The sequence below is a fragment of the Streptomyces melanosporofaciens genome (genome assembly GCF_900105695.1).
Lineage (GTDB): Bacteria > Actinomycetota > Actinomycetes > Streptomycetales > Streptomycetaceae > Streptomyces > Streptomyces antimycoticus.
In genome coordinates this window covers 7,897,488-7,910,095 of record NZ_FNST01000002.1, presented here as the reverse complement: position 1 = coordinate 7,910,095, position 12,608 = coordinate 7,897,488, and the positions used below count along the sequence as shown (strand labels likewise).

At 72.2% G+C, this 12,608-nt stretch carries 10 protein-coding genes, 2 pseudogenes and 1 riboswitch; of the genes and pseudogenes, 5 read left to right on the top strand and 7 right to left on the bottom strand.

The window, feature by feature from the left end; genetic code table 11:
- The first annotated feature begins 9 nt into the window (after nt 1-9).
- Together BLV72_RS36315 and BLV72_RS36310 are read left to right on the top strand one after the other, a co-directional pair.
- On the top strand, nt 10-1,179 hold the full coding sequence (locus BLV72_RS36315; protein WP_093467724.1) for an iron-containing alcohol dehydrogenase: 1,170 nt from the start codon (nt 10-12) through the stop codon (nt 1,177-1,179).
- 292 nt (nt 1,180-1,471) lie between these two features.
- A pseudogene (locus BLV72_RS36310) lies at nt 1,472-1,732 on the top strand (sigma factor); the annotation flags it as partial.
- Between the two features lie 227 nt (nt 1,733-1,959).
- Here BLV72_RS36310 and BLV72_RS36305 read toward each other — a convergent pair.
- Nucleotides 1,960-2,418 (bottom strand): MarR family winged helix-turn-helix transcriptional regulator, encoded by a 459-nt coding sequence (locus BLV72_RS36305; protein ID WP_093467723.1) that lies wholly within the window; start codon nt 2,416-2,418, stop codon nt 1,960-1,962.
- Between the two features lie 105 nt (nt 2,419-2,523).
- Nucleotides 2,524-3,516: an ArsR/SmtB family transcription factor gene (locus BLV72_RS36300; RefSeq protein WP_093467721.1), complete on the bottom strand. Its 993-nt coding sequence runs from the start codon at nt 3,514-3,516 to the stop codon at nt 2,524-2,526.
- Nucleotides 3,517-3,644: 128 nt separating this feature from the next.
- Between BLV72_RS36300 and BLV72_RS36295 the strand changes: the two genes are divergently transcribed.
- The gene (locus tag BLV72_RS36295) at nt 3,645-4,874 is read left to right on the top strand and encodes an MFS transporter (RefSeq protein WP_244321184.1); all 1,230 of its coding nucleotides are present in this window, start codon (nt 3,645-3,647) and stop codon (nt 4,872-4,874) included.
- A 159-nt stretch (nt 4,875-5,033) separates the two neighbouring features.
- Here BLV72_RS36295 and BLV72_RS36290 read toward each other — a convergent pair.
- Nucleotides 5,034-5,522, bottom strand: a pseudogene (locus tag BLV72_RS36290) (cysteine hydrolase family protein); the annotation flags it as partial.
- A gap of 206 nt (nt 5,523-5,728) precedes the next feature.
- On the opposite strand from BLV72_RS36290, the gene BLV72_RS36285 reads away from it, so the two are divergent.
- Together BLV72_RS36285 and BLV72_RS36280 are read left to right on the top strand one after the other, a co-directional pair.
- Nucleotides 5,729-6,334 carry a TetR/AcrR family transcriptional regulator gene (locus tag BLV72_RS36285; protein WP_093467718.1) on the top strand — a complete coding sequence of 202 codons (606 nt, stop codon included), beginning with the start codon at nt 5,729-5,731 and terminating at the stop codon, nt 6,332-6,334.
- The gene (locus BLV72_RS36280) at nt 6,331-7,350 is read left to right on the top strand and encodes a DMT family transporter (RefSeq protein WP_093467717.1); all 1,020 of its coding nucleotides are present in this window, start codon (nt 6,331-6,333) and stop codon (nt 7,348-7,350) included. The genes BLV72_RS36285 and BLV72_RS36280 overlap by 4 nt, the downstream gene beginning before the upstream one ends.
- A gap of 51 nt (nt 7,351-7,401) precedes the next feature.
- On the opposite strand, the gene BLV72_RS36275 is transcribed toward BLV72_RS36280, so the two are convergent.
- The 4 genes from BLV72_RS36275 to BLV72_RS36260 all read right to left on the bottom strand — a co-directional run bounded on the left by BLV72_RS36275 (nt 7,402) and on the right by BLV72_RS36260 (nt 12,584).
- A complete protein-coding gene (locus BLV72_RS36275; RefSeq protein WP_093467715.1) occupies nt 7,402-7,743 on the bottom strand; it encodes a hypothetical protein in 342 nt (113 codons plus the stop codon).
- Between the two features lie 112 nt (nt 7,744-7,855).
- On the bottom strand, nt 7,856-9,661 hold the full coding sequence (locus BLV72_RS36270; RefSeq protein WP_093467714.1) for an FAD-binding dehydrogenase: 1,806 nt from the start codon (nt 9,659-9,661) through the stop codon (nt 7,856-7,858).
- Between the two features lie 156 nt (nt 9,662-9,817).
- Entirely contained in the window at nt 9,818-10,201 is a 384-nt protein-coding gene (locus BLV72_RS36265; protein WP_093467712.1) for a hypothetical protein, read from the bottom strand.
- Nucleotides 10,202-10,270: 69 nt separating this feature from the next.
- Nucleotides 10,271-10,448: riboswitch (cobalamin riboswitch) on the bottom strand.
- Nucleotides 10,449-10,508: 60 nt separating this feature from the next.
- Nucleotides 10,509-12,584, bottom strand: coding sequence for an NAD-binding protein (locus BLV72_RS36260; RefSeq protein ID WP_425288475.1), 2,076 nt, complete (start codon nt 12,582-12,584; stop codon nt 10,509-10,511).
- Between the last annotated feature and the right edge of the window lie 24 nt (nt 12,585-12,608).

Here is a 12,608-nt window from a genome sequence, read left to right as displayed (position 1 = left end):
CCGCACCCCATGACCTCTCCCGGGCCCGGCGGTCCCACGCCGCTGAGCATCGACCCCACCTGCCGTATCGAGTTCGGTCCCGGCCGCATCGGCCAACTCCCCGCACTGATCGCGGCCACCGGCCACGATCGCGCCTTCGTCGTCACCGACCACGGCCTGCGCGCCGCGGGCGTCCTCGAGCCGGTCCTCAAGACCCTCCGGGCCGCGGGGCTGGAGTACGCCGTCTACGACGAGGTGGCCCCCAACCCCTCCACCGCCAACGTCGACGCGGGTGCCGCACGGGCCCGTGCGTTCGGCACCGCCGCGGTCGTCGCCCTCGGCGGCGGCTCCGTACTCGACGCGGCGAAGGGCATATCCCTGCTGGTCGGCAACCCGAAGGCCACGGCCGACGACGCCGACGAGCTCTGGGAGGCGGCCGACGGACTCCCGCTCGTCGCGATCCCCACCACCTCCGGCACCGGCGCCGAGACCAACGGCTTCGGGGTCATCGAGGACACCAGCGCCTGCCGCAAGGTGTACATCGGCCACCCCTCCGTGAAGCCGCGCGTCGCGCTGCTCGACCCGGAGCTCACCCTGGGCCTGCCCGCACCGGCCACCGCCGCCACCGGTATCGACGCCCTGGTCCATGGCATCGAGTCACTCGCCTCGCGCGGCGCGAACCCGGTCTCCACCGCCTACGCCACACAGGCCGTGACCATGGTCAGCCACGCCCTGCCCGCCGCGTACCGGGACGGCGCGGACCTCGACGCCCGCGCCGAGCTGATGCTGGGAGCCCATCTCGCGGGCCAGGCACTCAGCCTCTCCGGGCTCGGGCTGGTCCATGGCATCGGCCACGCGCTGACCGCACACACCGGCACCCCGCACGGTGTAGCCCTCGCCGCCGTCCTCGAAGAGGTGATGGAGTTCAACGCCCCCGCCGCGCAGAGCGCCTATGAGCAGGTGGCGCGCGCCATGCGCGTCGCACCGCCCGCCGACGGGGACTGGGCGCGGGCCGCCATCGACGCGGTACGCGAAATCGCGGGCGCCGTCGAGGTGAAGCGCCCCCTGCGGACGCTCGGCGCCGACCGCGGCATGCTGCCCGCCATCGCCGCCGGGGCGGTGGCGGACGCGGTGACGACGAACAATCCCCTGTCCCCCGATCACACCCAGGTTCTGGAGATCCTCACCACCACCTACTGACCGTGGCGCGCCACCGTGGCCCTGACGATCCAGGCACGGTGGCGACCGCTGTCACATGCGCGAACCCGGCGGTGTCCTCATGCCGAACAGGCAACCGCACAGGGAGACACCATGTCGCTACGCGTTCCCGAGGGGGAGCTCCCCACCGAGCTCCGGGAAACCCCAGCAGCTCGGTGAGGAGCCCGAGCCCGACGAGGTGCTGTGGAACCCTGGACCTGGCCACGGCGAGCCAGGTGCCGCGCTGGATCCGTTCGTCGCCCATCGCAGCCTGCTGTTCACGGTCGCCGACGAGATGCTCGGGTCGGCCGCCGACGCGCAGGACGTGGTCCAGGAGTCCTGGCTGCGGTGGGCCGACGTCGACCGGTCGCGGGTGCGTGACCCGCGGGCCTGCCTCGTCCGCACGGTCACCCGCCAGACGCTCAACCGCCTGCGGACACTGTCACGCCGCCGCGAGGAGTACGTCGGCGAGTGGCTGCCGGAGCCGCTGCTGACCAGCCCCGATGTCGCCGAGGGCGTCGAACTCGCGGAGAGCGTGCCGATGGCGATGCTGACACCGCGGGCCGGCTCGCCTTCGACGGCGAGCCGTCCGCGGTGAGCCTCCTGGTGGAGAACGGGCGCATCGCCCGGATCTACGTGGCGAGAAACCCACGGAAGCTGACCCGGCTGGATGTACCGGCCGAACTGGCCAGGTAGGCGCGTCACGGCTCTGGTGCCGTGGGTGTCCTGGGCGGTGAGAAACCGCCCAGGACACCGACGACCACACGGGGGGCCGGTCCCTCCCTAGTGGTGCCAGGCATGTCCGCCCGTGTTGTGGATGAAGCGCTGCAGCACCTTGATCGTCGTCAGGTACTCCTCGTCGGAGATGCCCGCGTGCCGTTCCGTCCACAGCTCGTCCTGGAGGGCCGCGGCCTTGTCGAAGAAGGTTCTGCCCTCCGCCGTGAGTCCCAGACGTCCCTCGGCGTCCTCGGTGATCCAGCCCTGGGCGGTGGTCCGGTCGATCTCCTCCTCCATGACCTCCGGACCCGCTTCGAGATAGTTGCCGAGGAGGTCGGACACCTCCTCGCGGGTCTTGGCGGGGTCGGCGTGGGCGACCTGTGCGAGGACCCACCACTGTGGCTGGGTGGTGCCGATCCCGGCGAGCGTGGTCTGGATGCGGGTGACAACGGCTTTGTACGCCGCCCAACTCCAGTATCCGATGGGCTGCCGTATCAGTTCGGCGTCACTGTGGGAGTACTCCATGGCCGGTCCCTCCGTCGTTGCTTGAACTCGTTCGACGAAACCGACCGTAAAAGTTGAACCGAACGTGAAGTCAAGGACGTTCGGCCCTGCCTCACGGCCATTACCTCACCCGTACGACCCGTCCGGGGCCGCCAGTCGGTCGCCGAGAGTGCTTCGCCGGTACAGCACCTGCCGTCCGTGGCGTGCCCGGGTGACCAGCCCCGTGGCATGCAGCACGCGCAGGTGCTGGGAGACGGCGCTCGGCGTCACCCTGAGGCGGCGGGCGAGCTCTACGGTGGGCAGTGGCTCCTCCAGGAAGCCGAGAAGTCTCGCCCGGGGCGCGCCGATGAGCGAGACGAGAGCGGGCGCGTGGTGGGTGGGCGCCGAGGACCAGAGCGTCGCCACTCCACGGCTGGGATAGACCAGCGACGGAGGTTCCTCCGGGCTCACCGGGGGCGCGGGCTTGTGCGCGAAGACCGAGGGCAGGAGGAGCAGCCCCCGGCCGGATGCCGCGACATGGTGCCGGCTGATCATCTTGGCGATGTGCAGCACCCCGTTGTGCCATCGCAGATTGGGGTGCATATCGGCGAAGAGCAGGCGGGCTCCGCCCATGGCCAGTTGCCGTGCGCGGTAGGTCATGTCCGCCTCCACGACGAGTCGCATCTGCGGCCACATCGGCTTGACGGCGATCTCCCAGTACTGCCGCAGGAGTGCGCAGATGGTGTCGCGTAGTGCGGCGACGGGTGCGTCGTCGGCGGCGGTGGCGTCGCGCAGCGCCGAAGGCAGCGGGTCCGGCGCGTGGGTGGCCAGCAGATCGCGGCGGACCAGGCCGGGAGGGGTCAGGCGGACGACGGCCAGTTCGTCCTCGAAGGCCGGGGCGAAGCTCGCGGGCCGCGGAGTCAGAAAGTCCGGGAGGGTGCGCCTCCGCGCCACCAAGGACATCAGCAGGTCCGTGTCCAGGTCGCCGAGTCCGCCGAGCACGGATCTGCGCCACGGGAGGTGCACCGCGGACAGGCTCGGATCGTGCAGCACCCGCAGGCTGAACACCGTCTCGTTCAAGGGCGATACGGCGAACCGGGTGTCCGCCAGGTCCTCGACTCCGAGCGCGAAGCTGATCATTAAGCCGTACGCTACATCGATTGGCAAGGCCACGCCGGTGCCATGGACTTCAGCCCATGACGCATCCCACGCATGCACAGGCGACGGCCGTGGCGACCGGTGCCGCCGATGGGCCGGTGGACTGACGCATGAGCCGCCGCATGGTCCTGATCCTCACCATCACCTGTGCGGTGGCGGTGGGCAACATCTATTTCCCGCAGTCCATCGCCCCGCTGGTCGCCGACGGACTGCAGGTGTCGGCCGACTCCGCCGCCCTGGTGGTGACCGCCACCCAGGTCGGCTACACGGCCGGGATCGTCCTGCTGGTGCCGCTCGGCGACCGGATCCCGCACCGCACGTTCCTCGTCGTCCTGCTCGCCCTCACCGGCCTGGCCCTGTTCGCCGCGGGGTGCGCACCGGCCCTGCCGCCCCTCGTCGCCGCCAGCGCCCTCGTCGGCCTGACCACCGTGGCCGCGCAGATCGTGGGCCCGCTGGCGGCCGGACTGGTGGCCGCCGACCGCCGAGGGGCGGTGATCGGCACTCTGCTGAGCGGATCGACCGGCGGCATGCTGCTGGCCCGCACCTTCAGCGGCACGCTCGGCGAATGGCTGGGCTGGCGGGCCCCCTATCTCGTGGCCGCGGTCCTGGCCCTGCTCCTCGCCACCGTCCTGGCGTTCGCGGTGCCGGCCACGGCCCCGGGTTCCCGGCAGTCCTATCCCGCGCTTCTGGCCGAACCGCTGCGGCTGCTGCGCACCGAGCCGGAGCTGCGCCGCTCCTGTCTGTACCAGGCGACCGTCTTCGCCGGATTCTCGGCCGTCTGGACCTGCCTGGCGCTCCTCCTCACCGGTCCGGCCTACGGGCTGGGTGCCCAGGCCGTCGGGATGCTCGCCCTGGTCGGCGCGGCGACCATGTTCTGCACCCCGCTCGCCGGCCGCCTGGTGGACCGCCGAGGGCCCGATCCGGTGAACCTCGTCTGCCTGCTCGGGGTCCTCGGCTCCGCCGTGATCCTCGCCGCGGGCGCCCGCGGCGGGACGCTGGGCCTGGCCGCCCTGACGGTCGGCACGCTGCTCCTGGACGTGGCGATGCAGTCCGGCATGGTCGCCAACCAGGCCCGCGTCTACGCCCTGCGCCCGGACGCCCGCAGCAGACTCAATACCGCCTATATGACCTGCGCCTATCTGGGCGGCAGCGCGGGTTCCTGGCTCGGGGTCCAGGTCTGGAGCCGGGTCGGCTGGTGGGGCGTGTGCGCACTGGTCAGCGTCCTCACCGGGATCGCCCTGGTCCGCCACCTGACGCTGCGCCGATCCCAGGAGGGCCCGCCCCGTGGGGAGATCCCGGAGGGCCGCGTCGTCGGTTCCGGCTCGGCCCCCGCGCCGTAGAGCACCGCCGCTACGCCCCGGCGCCCTCCCCGGCAACGCGGCGAGGAGCTCGCTCGTGGCGAGGATGGCATGGGCGAAGGTGGGGCCGTTCAGCTCATGCGCGGAATGCATCATCTCGGGTGTGGCGGCGGCGGTGGCGTCACGGACCAGCGTGACGTGGTAGCCGAGTTCCATGGCGAAACGTCCGGTGGACTCGATGCAGGTGTTCGCCAGCAGTCCGATGAGGATCACATGGGTGATGCCGTGCTGCCTGAGCTGCATATTCAGGTCGGTGTTGGCGAACCCGCTCTGCGCCCAGTGCTCATGGGCCACCACCTCCCCCGGCCGCGGCTGGAAGTCCGGATGGAACTCCCCACCCCAGGTGTCCCGGGCGAAGCTGTGCCGGACCATGATGTTCCGCTGGGTCGGGTTGGGGTGGGTCCACGACTCGTAGTCACCCGGCTCCCAGCGGCGGTGCGGGACGAACACCACCCGCACCCCGGACTGCCGGGCGGTGCCGACGACGGCGCGCAGATTGTCCAGCAGACCGACCTTCTGGGCCACGCTCTGCACGACCGGCCAGACCTTGCCTCCCTCGGAGAGGAAGTCGTTGTACGGGTCGACGAGCAGCACTGCCGTTCGCCGGGGGTCATAGGTCTCGGCTGCCATGATCTCTCCTCCGCCCTCTGGAAGATCACCCATCGCCCGGGCAGGCCACATCCTGGCCCCTTCGAGTGCCCGCCGTTCTCCCGCTCAGTCGGCGATGGTCCGCGGGCGGCGTCGGAGGCCGACTGCTGGTGGAACTCACTTCCCGGATCTCTCATCGCCCTCTATATTAGGTAGACCTACCTACCTAATCTGTCGGGATGCATGCGATGAGTGAGACCGGTACGAGGACGACGGGCCCCGGAAGGCGGCGGCCGGCCCGGGAGCGCCTGCTGGCGGCCGCCGCGCGGCGCTTCTACGCCGACGGCGTGACGGCGACCGGAATCGACACGATCACCACCGAAGCCGGCGTGGCGAAGATGAGCCTGTACAACAACTTCTCCTCCAAGTCCGACCTCGTCAGGGCCTATCTCGACGCCCGGCACGAGGAGTGGCTCGCGCTGTACACGGCACGGCTGGAGCAGGCGCAGAACCCCCGCGACGGCGTCCTCGCGGCCTTCGACGCCTACGCCGATCACGCGGCGTTCGCCTACGAGCGCGGCTTTCGCGGCTGCGGCCTGCTCAACGCGGCCGCCGAGCTGCCCGCCGGAGACGAGGGGCGGAGTGTCGTACGCCGCCACAAGGAACAGGTCGAGCGCCTGATCGCCGGGCACCTCGAAGAACTGCTGCCCGAGCGCCCCGACGACGTGCGCACCATGGCGGAGCACCTGTCGTTCCTGCTGGAGGGCGCGATGGCGCGCGCTGGGCTGGAAGGCGACGGCAGCCGGCTGCGGCACGCCCGCGCGATGGCGGCGGCCCTGCTGGACAGGCTGTGAGGCGGCCCACCGGACACAGCGCCCGTTCGGCGGGCGCCGGATCGTTGTGTGTGCTCGCCGCGTCCGTGCTGTGGGGTACCACCGGCACCGCGGCGACCTTCGCCCCGGACGTCGGGCCTCTCGCCATCGGCGCCGTCGCCATGGGCCTGGGCGGCCTGCTCCAAGCCCTGGTCGCGGCCCCCCGCATCGCCCGTCAGGCCCCGCGGCTGCGTGCGCGGCGCGGCACCGTACTCCTCGGCGCGTTCGCGGTGGCGGTCTACCCCCTGGCGTTCTACAGCTCGATGCACCTGGCCGGAGTGGCGGTGGGAACCGTGGTGTCGATCGGCATGGCGCCACTGGCCTCGGCCGTGATCGAACGCGTCATGGACCGGCGCCGGCTGACGCGCCGCTGGACACTCGGCGCCGCCCTGGGCCTCCTGGGCACCCTCATGCTGTGCGCGGCCCAAGCCGCTCAGGACCCCGGCGGCCGGGAGCAGCCATCCATGGCCGCCACGATGCTCGGCGTGGGGCTGGGCCTCATCGCGGCCACGACCTACGCCCTCTACTCCTGGGCGGCGCACCGGCTGATCACCCACGGCATCACCTCCCGCGCGGCGATGGGCACGGTGTTCGGCCTGGGCGGACTGCTCCTCGTGCCCGTCCTCCTGGTCACCGGCGCGCCGCTGCTCGACTCCGGGTCCACTATGGCCGTCGGCGCCTACATGGCGGTGGTGCCCATGTTCACCGGCTACGTCCTGTTCGGCTGGGGACTGGCGCATGTGCCCGCGAGTACGGCGACCACGCTCTCCCTGCTCGAACCGGCCGTCGCCGCCGTCCTCGCCGTGCTGGTCATCGGCGAACGCCTCCCCGCCGTCGGCTGGACCGGCATCGCACTCGTCCTCGCCTGCCTGGCCGTCCTCACCGCCCCCACAGCCGTCTCCGGACGGCGCCGGCAGCGGCCGGAAGGCGTGACGCCGCCACAGCGCACGGAAGCTGAGCACGCCGTTGCTCGGTCAGACCCCGGGCGGGTGCCGTAGCGGCATCCGTCGCCGAGCGGGGCGGGCGGCGAACGCTCCGCCGCCCGCCCCTCACTCCGCGGCGGAAAACCGCTTCGCGAGGTCGCGATGCCGGTCCGCGGCCAGCTTCGCCTGGTCCGTGCTGATGGTCGATCCGGGCATCCGCCCCAGCCGTTCGAGCTCGTCCGCGAAGCGCAGATGCTCCAGCCGCGCGTACTCACGGCAGGCAAGGCAGGTGACGTTCTCCGGCCGCGGAGAGGTCATCGCGTACGGCGCCCGCAGCCCGCATCCGGTGGCGATGCGGCTCGGCAGGTCACCGGCCAGCCCGAAGGTGGACGCCATCATGTCGCGGACGGCGGCGACGCCTCGGACCACCTTCGACTCGACATGGATATGCGGATCGTCCCCGCCCATGCACCCTCCCCTGCCCAGCGACTTCATGGGCCGGGGATGCTCCCGGCCGCCCGCGGATCGCAGGAGGAGTCTGCCATGTGCCCGGTGCGCCACCGCCGCCGCACCCGCCGGTTCAGGTCGCGGTCGCGGCCGCCGCCGCACGGCCCGCGGCGCGGCCCGAGAACAGGCAGCCGCCGAGGAAGGTGCCCTCCAGGGAGCGGTAGCCGTGCACTCCCCCGCCGCCGAAGCCCGAGACCTCACCGGCCGCGTACAGGCCGGTGATCGGGTTGCCGGAGGCGTCCAGGACGCGGCCGGTGAGGTCGGTCTGGAGGCCGCCGAGGGTCTTGCGGGTGAGGATGTTGAGGCGCACGGCGATCAGGGGTCCGGCGGACGGGTCCAGGATCCGGTGCGCGGAGGCGGTGCGGCTGAGCGTGTCCCCGGGGTAGGCGAGCGCGTTGCGGATGCCCATGACCTGGACGTCCTTGGTGTACGGGTTGGCGATCTCGCGGTCGCGGGCCTCGATCTGCCGGGTGAGGTCCGCCACATCGATCAGGTTGTCGCCGGTCAACTTGTTCATGCCCGCGACCAGTTGGGGCAGGGTGTTGGCGACGACGAAGTCCTCGCCCTTGTCCCGGAACCGCTGGATCGGCTCGGGTGTCTGCCAGATGCGGGAGAGGAGCTGCAGGATGTCCTTGTTGGTCAGGTCCGGGTTCTGCTCGGAGCCCGAGAGCGCGAACTCCTTGGCGATGATCTTCTGGGTGGTGACGAACCAGGAGTAGTCATAGCCGGTGGCGGTGATCGTCCCGAGGGTGTGCAGGGTGTCGTAGCCCGGGATGTCGGGGGTGGAGAAGCGCTTGCCCTTCGCGTCGAACCACATCGACGAGGGGCCCGGGAGAATGCGGATGCCGTGGCCCGGCCAGATCGGGTCGTAGTTTCTGAGGCCCTCGGTGTAGTGCCACATGCGGTCGGGGTTGACGATCCGTCCGCCTGCCTTCTCGGTGATCGCGAGCATCCGGCCGTCCACATACGCCGGGACGCCGGTGACCATGAACTTCGGAGGTGAGCCGAGCCGGTCGGGCCAGTTCCGCCGTACGAGATCGTGGTTGGCGCCGATACCGCCCGAGGTGACGATCACCACCGGGGCGTTGAGCTCGAAGTGGCCGACCATATTGCGCGAGGTGGGCTTGCCACGGGCGGCATCGCTCGGCTCCAGGATCGCGCCGCTGACCCCGGTGACGGCACCGCCGGTGACCACCAGATCGTCCACCCGGTGCCGGAACTTGAAGGTCACCCGCCCGTCCTTCGCGGCGGCCCGCACCTTCTTCTCGAACGGCTCGACCACCGCCGGACCGGTACCCCAGGTGACATGGAAACGCGGCACCGAGTTGCCGTGCCCGTCCGCGAGGCCGCCGCCGCGCTCGGCCCAGCCGACGATCGGGAACCACTGCACGCCGAGCCCGTGCAGCCAGGACCGCTTCTCCCCGGCGGCGAAGTCCACGTACGCCTCGGCCCATTTTCGGGCCCAGTAATCCTGGCCGCCGGGATCGGAGACGCCGCGGTCGAAGCCGGCCGTGCCGAGCCAGTCCTGCCAGGCCAGTTCGTGGGTGTCCTTGATGCCCATCAGCCGCTGTTCCTCGGAGTTGACGAAGAACAGGCCGCCGAAGGACCAGAACGCCTGGCCACCGAGGTTGCTCTCGGGCTCCTGGTCGAGGAGGAGCACCTTGCGTCCCGCGGCCGCCAGTTCCGCCGTGGCGACCAGCCCGGCGAGCCCGCCGCCGACCACGATGGCGTCCGCGTCCGAGGACGCCCCGGAGGCGGCGAAGGCCGGGCCCGCCGCCTGGGCGAGCGCGGCGCCGGCGAGCACACCGCCCGCCGCCGTCAGGGCGCGGCGGCGGCTGATCCCGGCGAGCGAGGCGGCATTCTCTGTGGAGTTCTCCATGGGCTGCCTTCCGGAAGGGGGTTCGGAGGGTGCGGGAGATGCGAAGGGGGTTGCCGCGACGGCAACGTGTTACCGACGGTAGCCCACGGGATGCGGGGCCGCCAGACTCCTGCTCTCAATGAGCAACTCCCGGAAGCCGTGGGGGACTTCGGCCGGTCAGCGCCCGCCGGATGACGGCTCCGGCGAGGCGCGCCGCCGTGGCGAGAAGGCGTACAGATCGAGGATGTCGGGCAGCGGTGCCACACCGGGGCCGCCCGCCGTCACCCACGCCACGATGTCCTCTGTCGCGTCCGTGCCGTTGACCAGGCCGAGCCACACCGGCCTGCCCCCGGCGGCACGTCCGGCCGCCGATGGCTGCACCACGATCACATTGGCCTGATCGCAGACGTCCAGACACGCGGAGACGCGTACGGGCGCTTCCTCACGCAGCCGCGCGATCTGCGCCGCATGGTCGATTCCGGTCACCTTGGGGCTGCCGCAGCAGCAGTCCCGGCATACGGTCACCCGGCATGGCACCGGGTCGGTCGGCCTGACAGGCATGGCGCATCGCCCTCCTCCGGGGAAGTCCGCCCCCCACGCGGCGGAGCCGCACATCGACACACCCCGTCGAGGAGGCGACCGCGTGAGTCTCCTGGCTCTCGGGTCGATGCTCGTCCCGGCCTTCCCACCCGCGCGTACGGGCAGTGGCCTGTTCGGGATCCGCTCGCCGATCACAGTGGCGGCACCGCGCCGGATTCACACCGGCTTCCTCGTTCCGCCGTCGCCTTCGTCGCCCGGCATCATCGCATCCCGGGCACCGCCGCACCATGTGGCCCCCGCTCCCAGGAGCGCCACGGGCGGCTGGACGTCAGTTCCGGCCGGCCGCCGCCCCCGCGAGGATCTCGCCCAGGCCCTGGCGGGTGGCGGCCAGCACCACCCGGTCGTGCGGCCGCAGGACATAGCCGGGGTGCAGATCCCACACCAGGGAGGGCGCCTGGGTGGCGCCGTCGTAGGGAGGCGCCGCGGCGAGGTCGCGCTGCCGGTCGGCCGGTTCCGCCGCGTCCAGTGCGATCACCCGCCAGGCGCCCGGTGCGAACGCCTCGGCGACGGTACGCCCCTCCAGTTGCGGATGCCCGGCGACATGCAGGGCGGCGAAGAGCAGCACCCGGCGCTCGACCGGTATGGCGCCGAGGACCTGACGTCCCATCATCGCTCCGGCGAACGCCGGGGCCGCCAGGCTGGAGACGCTGCGGCTGCGGGTGAGGGCGCGCGGATGGGCCGCGCGCAGCGTGCGGTAGACGGCGGTGGCGAAGCGGTCGTCGTACAGGCGCAGCGCCACCCGCAGCCGGGGCTTGACCGAGCGGGCGTACAGCGTCGCCTCCAGGTTGGTGGTGTCGACGCTGGTCAGGGCGAGCAGGGAGTGCGCCCGCTGGATCTTGGCGGCCTCCAGGACGCCCTCCTGGGTGACATCGCCGATGACCGTCGGCACGCCCAGCCTGCGGGCCAGCGGGATGCCGCGCGCCCCGGGGTCCTCCTCCACACACACCACGGGGATGTCCATCTCCCGGAGTCTGGCCAGGACCCGGGTGCCGACCTTGCCGAGCCCGAGCAGCACGACATGGCCGGAGAGGCCGCGCGGAGGGCGGCGCAGCGCGGAGGCGGTGCGGAAGGTGCCCAGCGCTTCGAGCGCGGCGGCCACCAGGACGGGCAGCATCAGCAGTCCGGTCAGCCCGGACAGCAGTTGGAGGACCTTGCGCCCGGTCGGCTCGTCCAGCGCCGGGTCGTCGATCGCCAGCACGTCCAGCACCGTGAGGTAGGCAGCGCGGAGCAGACCGGCACCGGTGAGCTGCCAGGAGGCGATGGTGAGGGCGAGGACTGCGATCGCCATTCCGGCGACGGACCAGCGCAGCCGACGGGAGAACAGCGAGGCGAGGGGCAGTCTGCGGGTGCCGAGCCGCCGCGGCGGCAGCGGTGGGCCGGTGGCGGAGACGGCCTCGAGCACCACCGTGTCGCGCCCGGTGGCGGCGGCCACCTCCTCGTCTCCGGGCAGCAGCTTGGGCCCCTCGTCCCCGCTGCTGTCCGAGCCCTCGCTGCCGCCGGGGTCGCTGGTGGTGGACGAGAGCAGGGCGAGGGTGCACAGCCCCGGGCGGGCCACCTCGTCGGGGCCGGGCGGGGTGCGCTCGGCCGCGCGCAGCAGCAGCCCGTCGGCCTGGAGGACTTTGCTGGTGCCCGCGACGGCGGTGGCCGCCAGGGCGGGGGCCGCCGTGTCGGCGTCCGACAGTACGGTGGTGGTGGCGTCCAGCTCCGCCGGGTCCATACCGGGATCGGCCACCCGCGCCGCCTCGTCGAGGAGTTCCTCCAGATGCTGGCCGAGCTTGCGGTTGTAGAGCCGGATCACCAGGCGCAGCCGGGGGTTGAGGCGGCGGGCGCGGAGGGCGGCGTGGATGTTGGCCTCGTCGTCGTCATGGACCAGGGCGAGGGCCGTCGCATGCTGCGCACCCGCCTCGGTCAGCACCTCCTCGTCCAGCGCCGGGACCTCCATGACCCGCACTCCCCCCTCCGGAGCGGGATCGTCCGCGGTCTGCCGGGGCAGCGGGACCCGTCCGACGGCCGCGCTGAACCGGCCGAAGAGCGCGGAGGCACGGCCGCCCGACCGCCATCCGGCCATGCGCTGCCCGGCCGGGTCCGCCAAGGGGGCGCCGCCGGGGATGACGACCGTCACCCGTGTCCGGTAGACGAAGTGGAGCTCGGCGGCGAGGCGGTGGGCGAGCGCGTCGTCACCGCACACGACCATATGGGCCGCCCCGAGGGGGTCGGCGGGGCGGAGGTGGAGGTGGAGAACACGACGGCGAAGCCCCCCGTTGGTCCGTGATGCCGTGGGTCGTCCGGGCGGGATACGGCGGCCGCGGTCTCCGGCGGCCGGCACCCGCGCTCCGGCGGTCATGATCAGACCGTACCTGGTGGGCTG

Bases quoted from the DNA above. Each gene is read 5' to 3' on its own strand.
- BLV72_RS36285 (WP_093467718.1), top strand. From the start codon at position 5,729: ATGAGTGAGACCGGTACGAGGACGACGGGCCCCGGAAGGCGGCGGCCG.
- BLV72_RS36305 (WP_093467723.1), bottom strand. From the start codon at position 2,418: ATGGAGTACTCCCACAGTGACGCCGAACTGATACGGCAGCCCATCGGA.
- BLV72_RS36315 (WP_093467724.1), top strand. From the start codon at position 10: ATGACCTCTCCCGGGCCCGGCGGTCCCACGCCGCTGAGCATCGACCCC.
- BLV72_RS36300 (WP_093467721.1), bottom strand. From the start codon at position 3,516: ATGATCAGCTTCGCGCTCGGAGTCGAGGACCTGGCGGACACCCGGTTC.
- BLV72_RS36295 (WP_244321184.1), top strand. From the start codon at position 3,645: ATGAGCCGCCGCATGGTCCTGATCCTCACCATCACCTGTGCGGTGGCG.
- BLV72_RS36275 (WP_093467715.1), bottom strand. From the start codon at position 7,743: ATGGGCGGGGACGATCCGCATATCCATGTCGAGTCGAAGGTGGTCCGA.
- BLV72_RS36265 (WP_093467712.1), bottom strand. From the start codon at position 10,201: ATGCCTGTCAGGCCGACCGACCCGGTGCCATGCCGGGTGACCGTATGC.
- BLV72_RS36270 (WP_093467714.1), bottom strand. From the start codon at position 9,661: ATGGAGAACTCCACAGAGAATGCCGCCTCGCTCGCCGGGATCAGCCGC.
- BLV72_RS36260 (WP_425288475.1), bottom strand. From the start codon at position 12,584: ATGACCGCCGGAGCGCGGGTGCCGGCCGCCGGAGACCGCGGCCGCCGT.